The sequence below is a fragment of the Spirillospora sp. NPDC049652 genome, from assembly GCF_040675125.1.
Classification (GTDB): Bacteria; Actinomycetota; Actinomycetes; order Streptosporangiales; family Streptosporangiaceae; genus Spirillospora.
In genome coordinates, this window is the sequence record NZ_JBFAOF010000016.1 from 1 (window position 1) to 16,748 (window position 16,748).

Sequence of the window (16,748 nt, forward strand, 5' to 3'; positions counted from 1 at the left end):
GGTCGGCGGAGGCGCGTGCGCCGCCTGGCCGCTGCTCGTCTTCTCGCCGGGGCTGATGACCGGCGGGTACGGGTACGTCGCGGTGGTGGTCGGCTGGCTCGGGTTCAGCGCCTGGCCGCTGGCCGTCCTCTACAAGTTCGGGGGCGCGATCGCCGAGGCGCAGGACCGGTCGCCCCAGACCGGCCACCGAACGACCTTCAGGCAGAGGTACGGTCTCGGGCTGACGGTCCTCGGCTTCGGCCGCCTCTACTACCAGGCCGAACTCAACAAGGTCGCGGACCGGGGCTGACGCGGGGGCTCAGCCCAGGTGCTCGATGGTGAGGTCGCCGTCCGCGTAGTGGCGGCGGATCACCTTCTTGTCGAACTTCCCGACGCTCGTCTTCGGGACCTCGGCGATGAACGTCCAGCGCTCCGGCAGCTGCCAGTGCGGGACGTGCTCGCCGAGGAACTCGCGCAGCCCCTCCGCCGTGGCGGTCGCGCCCTCGCGCAGGACGACCGACGCGAGCGGCCGCTCCTGCCAGCGGTCATCCGGGACGCCGACGACCGCCGCCTCGATCACGTCCGGGTGCGCCATCAGCCGGTTCTCCAGCTCGACCGAGGAGATCCACTCGCCGCCGGACTTGATCACGTCCTTGGCCCGGTCGGTCAGCACGAGGTAGCCGTCCGGGCTGAGCGTCCCGACGTCGCCGGTGCGCAGCCACCCGTCGTGGAACCGGCCCGCGTCCTCGTCCTTGACGTACCCGGCGGTGATCCACGGCCCGCGGTTCTCGACCTCGCCGACCGAGGTCCCGTCGTTCGGCATGACGCGGTCGCCGTCCCCGACGATCCGCACCTCCAGCCCGGCCAGCACCCGCCCCTGCGTGACCCGGTACCGGACGGCCTCGTCCCCGGACGTGCCGAGCGGCGCGTGCGCGACCGTCGCGACCGGCGAGGTCTCCGTCATCCCCCACGCCTGGACGATCCGGACGCCGATCTCGTCGAAGCCGCGCAGCAGCGACTCCGGCACCGCCGACCCGCCGCACGGCACGAGCCGCAGCGAGGACAGGTCGCCGCCGTGCTCCTGGACGTGCCGCAGCACGTCCGCCCAGATCGTCGGGACGGCGCCCGCGATCGTCGGACGCTCCGTCTCGATCAGCTCGACCAGCGGCGCGGCCTGCAGGAACCGGTCCGGCATGATCAGCGTCGCCCCGGCGAGCAGCGCCGCGTAGGGCAGCCCCCAGGCGTTCGCGTGGAACATCGGCACGACGGGCAGCACCCGGTCGGACGCGCTGAGCCCGAACCCGTTGCCCGTCGCGGCGGACATCGAGTGCAGGTACGACGACCGGTGCGAGTACGCGACGCCCTTCGGGTTGCCGGTCGTCCCGCTCGTGTAGCACATGGCAGCGGCCTGGCGTTCGTCCAGCTCGGGCCAGGCGAACTCGGGGGAGGCGGCGGCGAGGAGGTCCTCGTACGAGTGCAGTTCCTTGCCCGCGCCGTCGAGCGGAGCGGTGTCGGCGTCACCGACGACGACCACGTGCCGGACGGTCTTCATGTCCGGCAGGACGGACGCCAGCAGCGGCACGAGCGAGGCGTCGACCAGGACGACCCGGTCCTCGGCGTGGCCCGCGATGTAGGCGAGCTGGTCCGCCGACAGCCGGATGTTGAGCGTGTGCAGCACCGCGCCCATGGACGGGATCGCCAGGTACGCCTCCAGGTGCTCGGCGTTGTTCCACATGAACGTGCCGACCCGCTGGTCGCCGTCCACGCCGAGGCCGCGCAGCGCGTTCGCGAGGCGGGCGGCGCGCTCGCCGACCTGCGCGAACGTCCGGCGGCGCGGACCGTCCGCGGTCCAGGTCACGACCTCGCGCGTCCCGAACGTCCCGGTTCCGAACCGCATGATCGAGCTGATGGTCAGCGGGACGTCCTGCATGGTGCTCCACACGGCGCGCCTCCATGTCCGGTTCCAGATGGTGAACCGGATTCTGGTGGCTGGGCGGGTCGCTTGTCAGTACCCCGGAGCCAACTCGCCGACGCTCCTTACCGGACCGGCCGATCCACCCCGTAAGCAGGCACGATCGCCAGGCCGCCCGCCGGACTCGTCCGCCGTCCCGCCCTCAGTCGGCCGGCCCGTCCCGCTGGGCGTCGTTCTCACCCTCGGCGGTGCGTTGACGCCTGTCGTGGGACGTGTCGTCCGGGCGGTGCCTTTCTTCGGCGTGGGTGTTCGGGCGTGGCTGGTCCTCGCTTGGCCCGCCGGTGTGCGAGTGGGGTTCGTCGGCGGCGGAAGCGTGGCTGTTCGGCTGCGGGAAGTCGGCCTCCAGGCTGGCGTCGTCGCGGAGCTTGGCCATGGCGCGCGAGACGGTGCTCTTCACGGTGCCCACGCTGATGCCGAGGACCTCCGCGATCTCGGCCTCGGGCATGTCCTCGTAGTAGCGCAGGACGACGGCGGCGCGCTGCCGGGCCGGGAGGCGGCCGAGCGCGCGGCCGAGGGCGTCCTGCATCTCGCTGCGGCCGGCGTGGTCGGGCACCGGACGGTCGGGCAGCTCGTCGGTGGGGTAGATCTCCAGCTTCCGCCGCCGCCACCAGGAGATCTGCGTGTTGACCATGGCGCGCCGGACGTAGCCGTCCACGGCGGCGCGGTCGTGGATGCGGTCCCAGGCGAGGTAGGTCTTGGCGAGCGCGGCCTGGAGCAGGTCCTCGGCCTCGGCGCGGTCGCCGGTGAGGCGCATCGCGGCGCGCAGCATGACGGGCCCGCGCGCCGCCACGTAGGCGCGGAACTCCTCGTGCCGTGTGCTGGTCACTTCACCACCGGGTCCGGTCGCGCGGTGCCCGCCGGCGAGCGCGCCGGCGACGGGCGCGGGCGGCTCCGGCGGACGGGTCCGCAAACCCCGGACGGCCGCGCGCCGCGACCGCCGCCGAAGATCCCGACCCGCTTCGACCATGACACGGTGATCGTAATTCCGGGCCATCAGATTCGGCATATTCGGGTCAACCCGGTGGAGGATGATTCGCCCGAGTAGGGGAAAAGCAATCCGCCCGGCGACTTATGACGACAAATCCGTCGACAGGGTGACCACTCCGCGTGAACCTTGACTGCACCGACTGACAGCCGGAGGACAGCCATGCCCGCACCGCGCGACCCGTCCGTCCGGCGGCGCTACCGCCGGGCCGTGCTGGGCGGCGGACCGCCGCCGCCCGCGCCCGCCGCTCCTCCACTGCGCGTCCTGACCGGGGCGGTGCTGGACGCGAGCCCGCACGTGCTGGTCCTGGACACGGCGACCGGCGAGGCCCGGCTGCCGATGACGCCGACCACGGCGGTGTGGCACGGCGGGCGCGGGGGCCCCGCCGCGCTGCGTCCCGGCAGGCAGGCGGTGGTCCGGATGGACGCGGACGGCCTCGCCGCCGACCGCGTCTGGGTGGACATCGGCCGGGTGGCCGGGACCCTGCTCTCCGCGCGTCCGGACATGCTGGAGGTCGACCTCGGACCGCACCGGGGCCGCGCCCGGGTCGCCCTCGACCCGCGGGCGTTCCGGCTCGTCCAGGTACGGCATCCGCGCCTGGAGACGGGCTACCTGGTGGACGTCGTGTGCGTCCGCTCGGCCGCCGGTCCGCGCGCGGTCGCACCCGCCACGTCCCAGCCCGGCCACCGGGCTGGAGATCTGGCCCCGCCCGCGCCGCACGCGCCCGTCCCAGCGGTCGTGCGCGGCACCGTGACCTGGTCGGGCTGGCCGGGCGCTCCGCAGAGCACCGGCATGGGAGACGGCACGACCTTCGCCTCCGGACCGGGGGGAGGTCCGCCGGATCGCGCGATCGCGTACCCGGCGGTGGATGGAGAGGGGGTGGCCGGGGGGTGCGGGGAGGCGCCTCCCGGCTGCGTCCCGCTGCCGCTGCTGTCCCTGGGCAGCGGCCTGGACGTGGTCAACGAGTGCTCCGGTCGCGGTGCTGGGCTGACCGTCGCCGAATGCGGATGCGTCGCGGCACGGTTCTGCGACCGCTGCGTGGAATGCGGAACGTCCCCGCGCGGCCGGATCGCGGAACTCGGACCAGCGGCGTTCGCCGCCCTGGGCGGGGACCTGGACGCGGGGTGCTTCAACGCGACGGCGCGGTGGGGATCGGAGGCCGGGACATGGTGACGGTGGTGCAGAACGTCCAGGTGCTGCTGCTGGCGGGAGTGCTGCTGGCGGCGTGCCTGGCGAAACTGGCCGTGCGCGAGCCGGTCGCGGCGACTCCGCACAGGCATGCGGGGGTGCGGGTGCACGGCGTCCCGATCGCGCAGCGCCCGGCGCATGTGCTGCTCCTCCTGCGCGGACGCCGGGCCGGGATCACGCTGGGTATGGCCGAGGGACTGCTCGGGCTGGCCCTCCTGCTGTCGTCCGGGATCCTCGTACGCGTCGTGGCGGCGGTGGGATTCGCGTGCGCGACCTGGGCGGTGCTGGAACTACGGGCACGCCGGCCGGAAGCGGGCTGCGGCTGCTTCGGCGGGCTCAGCGCGAAGCGGGTCGGACGGCGCAGCGTCCTGCGGGCGGCGCTGTTCACGGCCGCCGCCGTGGTGTCGCTCGGCGCGTCCCATCCGGGAGTGGACGTGCCGCGCCTGGAGCACGGCGGCCGGGTGACGGGCGTGCTGCTGCTGGAACTGGCGTTGTTCGCCTCGCTCTCCCCCGAGCTGGCTTTCCTGTGCCGGCTCGGACGCGGCGGGGGCCGTCCACACGGCCGTGCCCGGGGCCTCGGACGCCGCACCCGCCAGGACGTCCCGTGCGAGCGGCGAGCCAGCCCCCTCTCGGAGACCCTGGCGACCCTGCACGCCAGCAGCGCGTGGCTCACCTTCGAGAACGCGCTGGTCAGTGCCGTTCCGATGGACGTGTGGCGCGAGGGCTGCCACCGCTTCCTGGTTTACCGGGCGCGTCTCCACGGCACCGAGGTGGACATCGTCTTCGCCGTCTCCACCGCGGCACGCGCCCGCGAGGTCCGCTACGCCCTCCTCCCGAACGCAGCCCCGGCGGCCACGGACGCGAGCCTTCTCTACGGCTTTCTAGGGACATCCCAAGATGACCGTAGAGAAGGCGATGGGATGCCCATCACGAAATCTACGGCTCTCTAGCGCTCACGCTAGGCACCCTGATACTTCACTCGTCAGGATGGTCTACACGCTTCTAGCGTCGGCGCGAGACAACGGTAGAAAGGGCTCGCGACGCTGGACGATGCGTCCGTCTACCGGCTTCTACCTGCGACGTTAGAGAACCGTAGAGAAGGCTGACGAGTCGTGGTCCGGGCGCGGCTAGGCCGGCTGGGAGCGCAGGAAGCCGCCGAAGTGCGGGACGGTGAAGGCCACCAGGCCGCGCTCGGCGCTGTAGATGAGTCCTTTCTTGATCAGGCCGTCGCGGGCGGGCGAGAGGCTGGACGGCTTGCGCCCCAGCTCCTCGGCCACGGCGGCGGTGGGGACGGGGTCGTCGCCGAGCGCGGCCATGGCGCGCATGTAGTCGCGTTCGGCGGGGGTCGCGCGCTCGTAGCGGCTGCCGAAGAAGCCCACCGCGAGCTCGCTCTCGGCCTCCGGGGCGGCGACCTTGACGTCGTCGACGGTGATCGGGGTGTCTGGGGCGACGTCCCAGGCGACCTTCGCGTACGCCTGGACGAAGTAGGGGTAGCCGTCGGCCGCGCCGTACAGGGCGTCGAGGGCGTCCTCGGTGAAGGTGACGTCCTCGCGCTCGGCGGGCGCGAGCAGCGCGACGTCGGCGGACGCGCGGTCGAGCCGGTCGATGCGGGTGTACCGGAACAGCCGCTCGGAGTAGGACTTGCTCGCCGACAGGACGGCGGGCAGGTGCGGCAGCCCGGCGCCCACCACGATCAGCGGGCCGCCGCTCTGCGACAGTTCGTGGCAGGCGGCGCACAGCGCGGACACGTCGTCGGCGGGGACGTCCTGCATCTCGTCGACGAACAGGGCGATGCCAGCGCCGACGTCGGTGGCGACCGACGCCGCGTCGGTGAGCAGCTCGGTGAGGTCGATCTCGAGGTCGCCGGAGTCGGCGCGGCCGCGTGAGGCGGGCACGTCGATGCCCGGCTGCCAGCGGTGCACGCGCGCCTTCCCCTTGGCGTCCTCCTCGGGCCCGGCCTGCGCGAACGCCTTGAGCACGCCGAGGAAGCCCTCGATGCGGTCGGGCGCGCGGTGCCGGGGCGCGAGCTCGCGGACGGCCATGTGCAGCGCGGACGCGACGGGACGTCGGATCGACTGGTCGGGTCGAGCCTCGATCTTGCCGGTGCCCCACAGTCGCTGCATCGCCATCGACCGGAAGGTGTTGAGCAGCACGGTCTTGCCGACGCCGCGCAGGCCGGTGATGATCATGCTGCGCTCGGGCCGGCCGCGGGCCACCCGCTCCAGCACGACCTCGAACTGCCGCAGCTCGCGGTCGCGCCCGGCCAGTTCGGGTGGGCGCTGGCCCGCGCCCGGGGCGTAGGGGTTGCGCACGGGATCCACGGTCTCGGACTCTATGAGTCCGTATAGCTGCGGCCGTAGATTTCCGTAGAAAGGCGTACGGCGTGTCGCGCCCGCGCGCACTCGCGGGCGCGAGTGCGATTGCGCGGAAGCGGCCACCGTCGCCACCATGCGGACCTCCGGACGGAGCGGGTCGAGGTTGCTCGAACCTGTGTTCGAACCGTTCGAACACAGTAACGCATCCTCTCGGCCGCCGTCATCCCGCCTCGCAAAGAAACGACCACGCCTCGCGGAGGCGTGGTCGTTTCGCGTGCATCGTCCCGACATCGAGCGCGTTTCCGCCCGTCCGGCCCCGGATTCCGGCCACCCCCGAGGTGGGGTTTCCGGCCCGTCGGGCCGGCCGTGCGGCCCTACGCGAGGGGTTCGTCGCGCTCGGACAGGTGCGGGAGCTTCTCGGCGGGGATGGTCCCCATCCGTCCGGCCTGGAAGTCCTCGAACGCCTGGACGATCTCGTCCCGGGTGTTCATCACGAACGGCCCGTAGCGGGCGACCGGCTCGCGCAGCGGCATGCCGCCGAGGATCAGGACCTCCCAGCCGTTCTTGCCCGCGACCGGCTGCGACTCGGCCGCGCGCAGCATCAGCCCGTCCGTCTCACCCTGGTGGTGCGAACCGGCGAACGCCGCGAGCTGGCCCTCCTCCAGCCCGATCTCCTCGACGCCGACCGTGCCACGTCCGGACAGGACGTAGGCGACGGCGTTGAAGTCGCGCGGCCACGGCAGCGTGAGCCGCGCGCCGGGGGCGATCGTCGCGTGCAGGTAGGTGATCGGCGTGTGGGTGATGCCCGGTCCGTCGAACCCGCCGACCTGCCCGGCGATCACGCGCACGAGGGACGAGCCGTCGTCGGACGACAGCAGCTTGACGTCCTGCGCGCGGATGTCCTGGTAGCGCGGCTTGGTCCACTTCTCGGCGCGCGGCAGGTTCACCCAGAGCTGGACGCCGTGGAACAGGCCGCCCTTGGCGACCAGCTCCGGCGGCGGCTGCTCGATGTGCTGGATGCCCGCTCCCGCGGTCATCCACTGCGTCGCGCCGTCCGAGATCAGGCCGCCGCCACCGGTGGTGTCGTGGTGCTGGAAGGCGCCGTCGATGATGTAGGTGACGGTCTCGAAGCCCCGGTGCGGGTGCCAGGGGGTGCCCATCGCCTCGCCCGGCGCGTACTCGACCGCCCCCATGTGGTCCAGGAGGAGGAACGGGTCGGCCATGGCCAGGCTCACGGACGGGAACGGGCGGCGGACCTGGAAGCCCTCGCCCTCCACGTGCCTCTCGGCGGTGACGACCTTGGCCACGCGCCGCCAGTCGGTGCCCTCCCGGCCCAGGCGCGGCAGGCGGGGCAGGGTCATCGGGTCGGCCAGCACGGCGGGCATGGCGTCTCCTCTCGGTCGGGTCCCGGACCGGCGCCCGGGGCTTTCGTGGACCGGAACACGATTGAAGGTTCAACTATTCCGGCCGGAGCCTCACTGTAGGGCAGGTTAGTTGAATGTTCAACCTGGACGTTATACTGCCGGGCATGACAGAACCGCGCTGGCTCGGCGCCGCCCAGCAACGCGACTGGCGGGCCTTCGTGGACGGCAGCGTCCGCCTCACCGAGATCATGGACCGGGACCTCAAGGCCAAGCACGGCCTGTCGGTCTCGGAGTACGAGATCCTGGTCCGCCTCTCCGAGGCCCCCGAACGCAGGCTCCGCATGGCCGAACTGGCCGAGCACGCCAGCCAGTCCCGCAGCCGGCTCTCCCACACCTGCTCGCGGCTGGAGTCCAAGGGCCTGGTCCGCCGGGACAACTGCCCGAACGACAAGCGCGGGGTGTACGCGTTCCTCACCGACGCGGGCTTCGAGGCCCTCGACCGCGCGGCCCGCGACCACGTCGAGACCGTCCGGGACTACTTCGTGGACGTCGTCGAGCCGTCCGACCTGGAGGCGATCGGACGAGCCTTCACCGCCGTCCTCAAGCGCATCGACTCCGCCTGACCGCTCCGCCCCGCCCTGCCATGGCGCTCAGGCCGGGTCCGCCCCGCCCTGCCATGGCGCTCAGGCCGGGTCCGCCCCGACCGGACCGGCGTCCGGCGGGATCCGCTCCGTCCGGCCCGGCCTCGCCCCGCGCGGCACGCGCGGCACGCGCGGCGGTCAGAGGCTGAGGCCGGTCAGGAAGCCGACCGACACCAGGGTCAGGAACCCCCAGCAGATCATCATCCCGAAGCCGAACGGCCGCCCCCGCCCCCCGACCTTCCAGACCAGCAGCGAGCCGAGCCCGAACGCGACCACGACCAGCGCCACGAACTGCGGCAGCGTGCTCGCGCGCCGGGCCATCATCATCGGCGCGTACATCATCACCAGGTCGACCAGCGCGAACGTCAGCGCGCCCGCCGCGCCCGTCCACAGGTCGCTGCGGCCGGGCAGCCGGGGCGGCCGCTCCCAGCGCAGCCGGGGCTGGTCGGACGGCGGCGCCTCCACTGTGGACGCCACCGCGAAGATCTCGTCTTCCAGGCTCGGGACCTGATCGTCCCGCGGTTGGGTCATCGCTCCCCCTCGGACCGGGCGGGGGCCCGCATCACCGGCGTGTCCACGTCGTTCCGGTCGTCCGCGGGCCCGGTTCCGGTCGTGCGTCGGGCCGCCGGTGAGGGCACGCCCCTGCTCGCACGGTAGCGAACCGAAGGTCCCACGCGAAGGTCGCCGCCCGTGTCATCCTGCTGAAATGCCGTTCCACCGGACTCCCAGCTCCCGGATCCGTGCCGTCCGCCCCGGCGCGGCGGGCCCGTCCCGCCGTCCGACCGGCCCTGTTCCCGTACCCGCCGGAACCAATCGCGGCTCCGCCTTTCCGGCAGTCAGCGGGGCGCCTCGCGGCGCCTCCGTGCTCGCCCGCGGCGGGACGGGCCGCCGGGCCGCCGTCCTCGCCGCCGCGCTCGCCGTCGCCTCGGCCGCGGCGACCGGATGCGGACACGGGGAGTCGAAGCACCCGTCGGGCGGGTCACCCGCCACGCCGCCCGTCGCGACCAGCCCGGGCGGCACCGTCGGCACGGCGACCGCCACGTCGTCGCCGACGCAGGACCTGAGCCGCTTCCACGCGGACATCACCAAGGTGACCGCGAAGGACCTGTCGCACTCGTGGCGCTCGGGCTGCCCGGTCCCGCCGTCCGGCCTGCGCATGATCGTGATGAACTACTGGGGCATGGACGGGCGGCCGCATCCGAACGGGCGGCTCGTGGTCAACGCCTCCGCCGCCAACAAGCTCGCCGGCGTGTTCCGCAAGCTGTTCGAGAACAAGTACCCGATCCACAAGATGGTGCCGGTGGACGCCTACAAGGGCAGCGACTTCGACTCCATCGAGGACGACAACACCTCGGCGTTCAACTGCCGCAACGCCACGGGCGCGGGGCACTGGTCGCAGCACGCCTACGGGCTCGCCGTCGACCTCAACCCCTGCGAGAACCCGTACGTCACGGCCGACGGGCACATCGAGCATCCGCGCTGCGTGAAGTTCGGCGACCGTTCGCGCCGCGACCCCGGGCTCATCCACGCGGGGGACTCCACGGTCAAGGCGTTCGCCTCGATCGGCTGGGGCTGGGGCGGGTCGTGGTCCGGCACCCGCGACTACCAGCACTTCTCCAGCACCGGCCACTAGCGGCATCAGGGGCGGCAGGCTCCTGGCCGGCCCCGCTACATCATCGCGACGAGCGCGATCCCCAGGACGGCGGCGACGACCACCACGGCCACGACACCGATGATCAGGCCGACGTTGCCGCCGGACACCTTCTTCTCGGGCTGCTGCTGCGCCTTGGCGACGAAGTTCTCGAACTGGTGGGTGGTGCCGGCCGGATCATTCGGCGTCTGCTGCGACATGCGCTGAAGAGTAACGGAACCCTTCCGGGCGTTTCATGCCGTTTCCACTCTTGTCTCCACGACCAGCTCGTCACCGGACTCCGACAGCTCCAGCCGGACGCCCGCCATCGACAGCTCCCCCGTGCGCCGCAGGTGGGTGCCGCCGCACGGCAGTGACGCGTGCCCTTCGGGCAGGTCGCAGCGCCAGACCCGGCGCGCGGCGAGCTCGTCGGACGGCGCGTCCACCCGGACCGGGACGTCCGCGTCGATCCAGTCCCCGAGCCGCGCGTTCACCGACGCCGCGATCCCGTCGAGCTGGTCGCGCAGGCCGTCCGGGTCGAAGCCCCGCTTCCGCAGCGACCTGCCGATCCGGTAGGTGTCGACGCTGCCGTCCGGGACGATCCGGGACGCGGTGATCGCGAGCTGGTCGAAGTCGGGTCGGCCCAGGGCGTCGGTGCGCGGCGCGTCCTTGCGCCACCGCTCCGCGAGCGCCTCGTTCAGCGCGAGCGCCATCAGGTGGCAGGCGGTGTGCCCGGCCGACAGCGCCCGCCGCCGCACCGGCTCGACGTCCAGCTCGACCAGCTCGCCCTCCGGGACGCGCCGCTCCAGGACGTGCACGACCAGCCAGGCCCAGTCCGGGTCGCCGCGCCGGACCGGGATGTCCTCGCCGGTCAGCAGCGGCCCGCCGGTCAGCGGCGCGGCCCCGGTCACGCAGTCGGCGACCCGCAGCTCCAGCTCGTCCCAGCGCAGCACGCCGGTGTCGGCCGGCTGGTCGGGCCACGTGCCGTCCAGCGGATGGAACGGCGTCTCCGCCACGACCACGCCGTAGCCGCCGTCCACGGGAGCGGCGGCGACCACCCGCGACCGGCCGCTGACCTCGCCTCTCGGGAAGGTCACCGCGGTCGACTCCTTGATGTCCCCCATCCCGCGAAGCTACCAACCGCGCCCGTCTCGCCCGGACGTCGCCCTCTTCCCGCACGCTAAGGTGGGGATGTCCCAGGAGGCTTCGCCTAGTGGACGAGGGCAACGGTCTTGAAAACCGTCGAGCCGGCACTCCCGGTTCCGTGGGTTCGAATCCCACAGCCTCCGCGTACGAACCCCCGAATCCCACCCGGGGGTTCTTCCTTTTCCCCGGACGACCCTTTGCCCAAGGTTGGCCGCCCGCTTGTCGCGGCTTCGGAATCATCGAACGGTGCCGAAGCCGAGTGACACGACCTCCAGGGCCAACGCGGTGGCGCTCGGCGGCCTGCTGTTCCTGCTGCTGCGGCTCCTCGCGGTCGCGCACTACAACTGGGACGTCGCGTTCGCCCTCGCCGACACCGTCAACTTCGACGACGTGATCGGCGTGGTCGTCGGCACGTTCCTCGGCGCGGCGGGCTTCACCGCCGTGCTCCTCGCCCTGGTCCTGCCGGTCGCGGTCGTGCACCACGTCCGGCGGCTGCGCGAACGGAACTGGAGACCGCACGACCTGGTCATGCTGGCCGTCCTCGTCGGCGTGTTCGCCGCCGCGCTGATCACTCTGCGGGACTGGGCGACGCTGCTGGTCGTGCTGGCGCTCAGCTCGGCGTTCCTGCTGGCCGTCCAGCGGGACGGCCGGGCGCGGGGATGGCTGGAGCGGGCGTCCGCGCACCTCGGCGTCATGGTGTGGCTGGCGCTGTTCGCGCTGGCCGGGCTCACCGACACGGTCTGGGTGCCGGAGGAACGCCTCGTCCTGAAGGACGGCGGCGCCGTCACCGGTTACGTGATGGACGTGCGCAGCCCGTACACCGAGGTGCTGACCGCGCACGACCGGAGGATCCGCATCGTGACGAGCGAGAACGTCGTGTCGCGCGCGGAGGAGTAGCCGCGTTCCCTCACTCCTGCGGGACGGCGAAACCCGGGATCGACGGCCACCGGACGGTCAGCACGGTCGAGTCCTCCTCGGCCTCCCACGAGTGGTCGACCTTGTCCCAGACGACGTAGTCGCCCTGCTCGGTGAGCACGACGTCCCGTCCGGGGAACTCCATCCGGAACCGGCCGCCGATCAGCACCAGCAGGGCCGTCCGCTCATCGCCGGTCGCCCACTGGGCGCGCCGCTCCCCGGCCGGATGCACGCCCCACTTGATCTCGACGGCGTCGCTGTGCCGGATGTCGCCGTCGGGCTTGAAGTGCCCGAGCAGCCAACCCCGGTCGCCCGCCGCGTCCACCGGCGCCCGGCCCACGTAGATCCCGTCGTCCGCGTCTCCCACGACGAGCGACCTTAGCGCCCGTCCCCGCGCGCCGGGGGGACGGGCGGCCGGACGGTCAGGTCGCGGACGGGCGCTGCCAGGCGAAACCGTCGCCGACGACGGCCGCGAGCTGCAGGTATGCCTCGCGGGTCGCGGGGGCGAGCGCCTCCAGCTCCAGCTCCGCGCCCTCCTCCAGGTGGTCGTCGTAGGGGATCCGGACGACCGCGCGGCACCGCGACTCGAAGTGCGCCTGGAGCTTGTCCAGGTCGACCTGGCTGCGGGTGCGGTTGCGGACCATCGACAGCACCACCACGCCGTTGCGCACCAGGTGGCCGTGGTCGTGCGCCTCCAGCCAGTCGAGCGTGGCGCTCGCCGAGCGCGCGCCGTCCACCGAGGGGGAGCTCACCAGGACGAGCTGGTCGGCGAGCGCGAGCACGCCCGCCATCGCGCTGTGCAGCAGACCGGTGCCGCAGTCGGTGATGCAGACCGAGTAGTACTGCTCCAGGACGACCGCGACGGCCGAGTAGTCCTCGGCGCTGAACGCCTCGCTGACCGCCGGGTCGCGGTCGGACGCCAGGATCTCCAGCCGCGCCTCGTTCTGCGAGGTGAACGCGCGGACGTCGGCGTACCGGTGCACGCGGTCGCGGTTGTTCAGCAGGTCGCGGACGGTCGCGGCCGTCTCCAGCCGGACCTTGTCGCTCAGCGTCCCGCGGTCGGGGTTGGCGTCCACGGCGATCACGCGGTCGCCGCGCAGCGACGACAGCATCGAGCCGAGCCCGGTCGTGGTCGTCGTCTTGCCGACGCCGCCCTTCAGCGACATCACCGCGACCCGGTGGTGGCCGCCCGCGACCATCGTCCGGGCGCGCGCGACCAGGTCCTTGCGGCGCAGCTCCGCGGACGACTCGCCGGGGTGGATGCTGCCGGCCGTCGCCTTGTACACCGCGCGCCGCCACCCGCCGGACGGCGCGATCTTGCGCTCGCCGAGCAGGTTCTCCGAGCTGAGGCTCTCGGCGCCCTGCGGCTGCGCGGGCTGCGGCGGGTGCCCCGGCTGACCAGGCTGCCCGGGCTGGCCGGGCTGCCCGGGGTGAACGGGCTGGCCGGGCTGCGGCGCGTATCCCGGAGCGCCGGGCGCTCCGTAAGCGCCTGGCGTCTCGTAGCCGCCCGGCGGCGGGACGACCATGCCGGGATGCGCGCCCTGCGCATCCGCAGGCGCGGCCGGAACACCCTGCTGCCCCATCCCGGGGGCGTACCCAGCGTCCGGACCGGGCGGGAAGCCCGCGCCACCAGGCACGGGACCGTACCCGTGGGGCGCGTAGGGCGAACCGCCTTCGGGTGGAGCCGCGAAGCCACCGTCGGTCCCCGGCGCATAACCGCCTTCGGGCGCGGAACTGGGTGTACCGGGCGGATAACCGCCCTCCACCGGAGCGCCGTATCCCGTATCGGGCGCGGCGTTGGGCGCACCCGGCGGGTAACCGCCTTCGGCCGGGGCTCCGTACCCGGAACCGGGCGCGGGCGTGAACCCGCCTTCCGCCCCGCCGTTGGCCGCGTACGTGAAGCCGCCTTCGGGCGCAGGCGCGAAACCGGAGTCGGGCGCGGGCGCGAAACCGGCGTCGGATGAGGGCGCGAAGCCGGAGGCGGCCGCAGGTGAGTTTCCGTGCTCAGGCCCGGTGCCAGGCGTGTGGCCGCCTTCCGGAGAGGGGCCCTGGGAGAAGGCGGTGTCGCCGGGGCGGCCGGAGAAGGGCTGCTGCGCGTCGGCTCCGGCCTCCGGGTCGTCGGAAGCGGTCGGCCCGGCGGGGGTGGCGTGCGGAGGCTGGTCGCTCAGGGCGCCGGGGTAGGCCGGGAACGCCCCCGGCTCGCCGAACTGGTCGGAGCCGGGAGGCGGCGGAACCGGAGCGCCGTTGCCGGGCGGGTACGGCGTGTCCATCGGGGGCGGACCCCAGGACGAGCCGGACGGGTCGTTGGGCGCGTACGGCGGCGGGACGGCCGGGACGCCGAAGGGCGGCGGCCCCTGGCCCTCCGGACCGGGCATACCGGGGACCTGGGCACCGGAGAAGCCCTGACCTGCGGCGTTCGGGTCGTTTCCGGGCGCGCCCGGGTACGCGGCGGGCGGGACGGGCGCGGCCTCGTAAGGCTGCGGACCGCCCGCGAACGGTGGCGGCGAGGCCGCGTAGGGCGGCGGCGCCGGAAGGTCGCCGTAGGGCGGCGGAGGCGGGGCGGGCCGGCCGTCCACCGGAGGCGGCGGGGCCAGCCACGGGTTCGCCTCGTCGGGCCGCGGCGGCTGCGGGCCGCCGATCGGCCCCGGCGCGGGCCCGATGGGACCGGGCGGGGGACCGGGCGGGTAGGCGTCGGCGCCCGGCTGCGGCCCGGGGGCGGGCGGTTCGATGGTCGTCTCCGCGTTCGGCTCCGGCCCGTCGCCGGGCTTCTCCGGCTCTCCGGAGTCGCCGGGCCGGTCGGACGAGGCGGCGGAACCGGGCCGGTCGGACGGGGGACGGTCCGCGCCCGCGGGTTCACCGCTCATCGCGTCCAGGGAGGCGAGGCGCTCCTCCAGCGAGGGACCGTCTTGATCGTTCCGTGCCACCGTCACTCCCCTCGGCGCTGCCATTAAACGATCTTTTACCGACATGGACGACGGCAACGACCATGAGCAGGATACCGACGCTTCTTACCGCATATCACGGGCGTTACACGCCTTTTCCGGATGGGTGCCGCGGCGTTCGGGCCGGTGGGACGCCCGGTAGCGTGAACTCCATGCACGCCATCGTGATTCGTGAGCCTGGAGACGCCGACGTGCTCCAGTGGGACGAGGTTCCCGATGCCGAGCCCGGCCCGGGCGAGGTGCTGGTCGAGGTCGCGGCGAGCGCCGTGAACCGGGCCGACGTGCTGCAACGCCAGGGCTTCTACGATCCGCCGCCGGGCGCGTCCCGGTATCCCGGCCTGGAGGTCTCGGGCCGGATCGCGGCGCTCGGCGACGACGTGATCGGCTGGACCGTCGGCGACGAGGTGTGCGGGCTGCTCTCAGGCGGCGGCTACGCCGAGAAGGTCGCCGTCCCCGCCGGTCAGCTGCTGCCCGTCCCGGCGGGCGTGGACCTGGTCGAGGCGGCCGGGCTGCCCGAGGTCGTCTGCACGGTGTGGTCCAACGTCTTCATGCTGGCCGACCTGCGTCCGAGCGAGCGCTTCCTCGTGCACGGCGGCGGCAGCGGGATCGGCACCATGGCGATCCAGCTCGCGCACGCGCTCGGGTCGCCGGTGGCGTGCACCGTCGGCAGCGAGGCGAAGGCCGCGCGGTGCCGCGAGTTCGGCGCCGACGTCGCGATCAACTACCGCGAGGACGACTTCGTCGAGCACGGGCCGTTCGACGTCATCCTGGACAACATGGGCGCGAAGTACCTGGCGCGCAACGTGGCCGCCCTCGCGCCGAACGGACGGCTCGCGGTCATCGGGCTGCAGGGCGGCGGGCGCGCCGAACTCGACCTCGGCGAACTGCTGCGGAAGCGGGGCTCGGTGCACGCAACCTCGCTGCGCGCCCGTCCGTTGGACGAGAAGGCCGACATCGTGCGGAGCGTCCGTGAGCACGTGTGGCCTCTGCTGGAATCGGGAAGGGTCCGTCCGGTCGTGGATCGGACCGTCCCCATGTCCGAGGCCGCGCACGCCCACCGCCTTTTGGAGGACGGCGCACATGTCGGCAAAATCCTGCTGACCCTGGATAGATGAGGTGTGTGAGATGAACGAGCCTTCGCGGAACCAGCCGGAGCAGGAGCCGCAGGTCCTGGTGGTCGGGCCGAACGGGATCGCGATCGAGGGCGCCCCGGGCGACGGCGACAAGGACGAGAAGTCGGTCGCGGAGATGGTCGAGCAGCCCGCCAAGGTGATGCGGATCGGCGGGATGATCCGGCAGCTCCTGGACGAGGTCAAGGCCGCCCCGCTGGACGAGGCGAGCCGGGCCCGGCTGCGTGAGATCCACAAGTCGTCGATAAAGGAACTCGAAGACGGCCTGGCGCCCGAGCTGGTCGCCGAACTGGAACGGCTCTCCCTGCCGTTCACCGAGGGGACCGTCCCCAGCGAGGGCGAGCTGCGGATCGCGCAGGCGCAGCTGGTCGGCTGGCTGGAAGGGTTGTTCCACGGCATCCAGACCACGCTGTTCGCGCAGCAGATGGCCGCGCGCGCCCAGCTTGAGCAGATGCGCCGCGCGCTCCCGGCGGGCATGGTCCAGCCGCAGGGCGACGACCACGACAACCACCGCCAGTCGGGCCCCTACCTGTAACCGCGT

The 16,748-nt window shown here is 73.1% G+C and carries 15 protein-coding genes, 1 tRNA gene and 2 pseudogenes; 9 read left to right on the plus strand and 9 right to left on the minus strand.

Annotated elements, in window-relative coordinates:
* Positions 1-289: pseudogene (locus AB0J52_RS02585) on the plus strand (hypothetical protein); the annotation flags it as partial.
* A gap of 9 nt (positions 290-298) precedes the next feature.
* Here the strand turns inward: AB0J52_RS02585 and AB0J52_RS02590 are convergent.
* Together AB0J52_RS02590 and AB0J52_RS02595 are read right to left on the minus strand one after the other, a co-directional pair.
* The gene (locus tag AB0J52_RS02590; protein WP_500179794.1) at positions 299-1,921 is read right to left on the minus strand and encodes a long-chain fatty acid--CoA ligase; all 1,623 of its coding nucleotides are present in this window, start codon (positions 1,919-1,921) and stop codon (positions 299-301) included.
* Between the two features lie 373 nt (positions 1,922-2,294).
* Positions 2,295-2,777 (minus strand): annotated as a pseudogene (locus AB0J52_RS02595) (SigE family RNA polymerase sigma factor); the annotation flags it as partial.
* 321 nt (positions 2,778-3,098) lie between these two features.
* Here AB0J52_RS02595 and AB0J52_RS02600 point away from each other — a divergent pair.
* Together AB0J52_RS02600 and AB0J52_RS02605 are read left to right on the plus strand one after the other, a co-directional pair.
* Entirely contained in the window at positions 3,099-4,109 is a 1,011-nt protein-coding gene (locus tag AB0J52_RS02600; protein ID WP_500179795.1) for a hypothetical protein, read from the plus strand.
* Entirely contained in the window at positions 4,061-5,074 is a 1,014-nt protein-coding gene (locus tag AB0J52_RS02605; protein ID WP_500179796.1) for a MauE/DoxX family redox-associated membrane protein, read from the plus strand. Before AB0J52_RS02600 ends, AB0J52_RS02605 begins: the two co-directional genes overlap by 49 nt.
* 177 nt (positions 5,075-5,251) lie before the next feature.
* On the opposite strand, the gene AB0J52_RS02610 is transcribed toward AB0J52_RS02605, so the two are convergent.
* The gene (locus tag AB0J52_RS02610; protein WP_500179797.1) at positions 5,252-6,436 is read right to left on the minus strand and encodes a DUF8462 domain-containing protein; all 1,185 of its coding nucleotides are present in this window, start codon (positions 6,434-6,436) and stop codon (positions 5,252-5,254) included.
* 377 nt (positions 6,437-6,813) lie between these two features.
* Positions 6,814-7,824: a pirin family protein gene (locus AB0J52_RS02615; RefSeq protein WP_500179798.1), complete on the minus strand. Its 1,011-nt coding sequence runs from the start codon at positions 7,822-7,824 to the stop codon at positions 6,814-6,816.
* 143 nt (positions 7,825-7,967) lie between these two features.
* On the opposite strand from AB0J52_RS02615, the gene AB0J52_RS02620 reads away from it, so the two are divergent.
* Entirely contained in the window at positions 7,968-8,426 is a 459-nt protein-coding gene (locus tag AB0J52_RS02620; protein WP_500179799.1) for a MarR family winged helix-turn-helix transcriptional regulator, read from the plus strand.
* A 156-nt stretch (positions 8,427-8,582) separates the two neighbouring features.
* Here the strand turns inward: AB0J52_RS02620 and AB0J52_RS02625 are convergent, their stop codons facing one another.
* The gene (locus AB0J52_RS02625) at positions 8,583-8,975 is read right to left on the minus strand and encodes a hypothetical protein (RefSeq protein WP_500179800.1); all 393 of its coding nucleotides are present in this window, start codon (positions 8,973-8,975) and stop codon (positions 8,583-8,585) included.
* A gap of 331 nt (positions 8,976-9,306) precedes the next feature.
* Between AB0J52_RS02625 and AB0J52_RS02630 the strand changes: the two genes are divergently transcribed.
* A complete protein-coding gene (locus tag AB0J52_RS02630) occupies positions 9,307-10,077 on the plus strand; it encodes a M15 family metallopeptidase (protein ID WP_500179801.1) in 771 nt (256 codons plus the stop codon).
* A 35-nt stretch (positions 10,078-10,112) separates the two neighbouring features.
* On the opposite strand, the gene AB0J52_RS02635 is transcribed toward AB0J52_RS02630, so the two are convergent.
* Positions 10,113-10,295 carry a hypothetical protein gene (locus tag AB0J52_RS02635; protein ID WP_500179802.1) on the minus strand — a complete coding sequence of 61 codons (183 nt, stop codon included), beginning with the start codon at positions 10,293-10,295 and terminating at the stop codon, positions 10,113-10,115.
* Positions 10,296-10,328: 33 nt separating this feature from the next.
* Positions 10,329-11,198: an alanyl-tRNA editing protein gene (locus tag AB0J52_RS02640; protein ID WP_500179803.1), complete on the minus strand. Its 870-nt coding sequence runs from the start codon at positions 11,196-11,198 to the stop codon at positions 10,329-10,331.
* A 75-nt stretch (positions 11,199-11,273) separates the two neighbouring features.
* Here AB0J52_RS02640 and AB0J52_RS02645 point away from each other — a divergent pair.
* Both AB0J52_RS02645 and AB0J52_RS02650 read left to right on the plus strand, forming a co-directional pair.
* Positions 11,274-11,363, plus strand: a tRNA-Ser gene (locus AB0J52_RS02645).
* A 103-nt stretch (positions 11,364-11,466) separates the two neighbouring features.
* Complete coding sequence (locus AB0J52_RS02650) at positions 11,467-12,117, plus strand: hypothetical protein (protein WP_500179804.1); 651 nt, start codon at positions 11,467-11,469, stop codon at positions 12,115-12,117.
* A 10-nt stretch (positions 12,118-12,127) separates the two neighbouring features.
* On the opposite strand, the gene AB0J52_RS02655 is transcribed toward AB0J52_RS02650, so the two are convergent.
* Both AB0J52_RS02655 and AB0J52_RS02660 read right to left on the minus strand, forming a co-directional pair.
* Positions 12,128-12,502 carry a signal peptidase I gene (locus AB0J52_RS02655; protein ID WP_500179805.1) on the minus strand — a complete coding sequence of 125 codons (375 nt, stop codon included), beginning with the start codon at positions 12,500-12,502 and terminating at the stop codon, positions 12,128-12,130.
* Positions 12,503-12,557: 55 nt separating this feature from the next.
* Complete coding sequence (locus AB0J52_RS02660) at positions 12,558-15,059, minus strand: MinD/ParA family ATP-binding protein (RefSeq protein ID WP_500179806.1); 2,502 nt, start codon at positions 15,057-15,059, stop codon at positions 12,558-12,560.
* Positions 15,060-15,229: 170 nt separating this feature from the next.
* Between AB0J52_RS02660 and AB0J52_RS02665 the strand changes: the two genes are divergently transcribed.
* Together AB0J52_RS02665 and AB0J52_RS02670 are read left to right on the plus strand one after the other, a co-directional pair.
* Positions 15,230-16,192, plus strand: coding sequence for an NAD(P)H-quinone oxidoreductase (locus AB0J52_RS02665; protein ID WP_500179807.1), 963 nt, complete (start codon positions 15,230-15,232; stop codon positions 16,190-16,192).
* A 10-nt stretch (positions 16,193-16,202) separates the two neighbouring features.
* The gene (locus AB0J52_RS02670) at positions 16,203-16,742 is read left to right on the plus strand and encodes a bacterial proteasome activator family protein (RefSeq protein ID WP_500179808.1); all 540 of its coding nucleotides are present in this window, start codon (positions 16,203-16,205) and stop codon (positions 16,740-16,742) included.
* Positions 16,743-16,748: the final 6 nt, after the last annotated feature.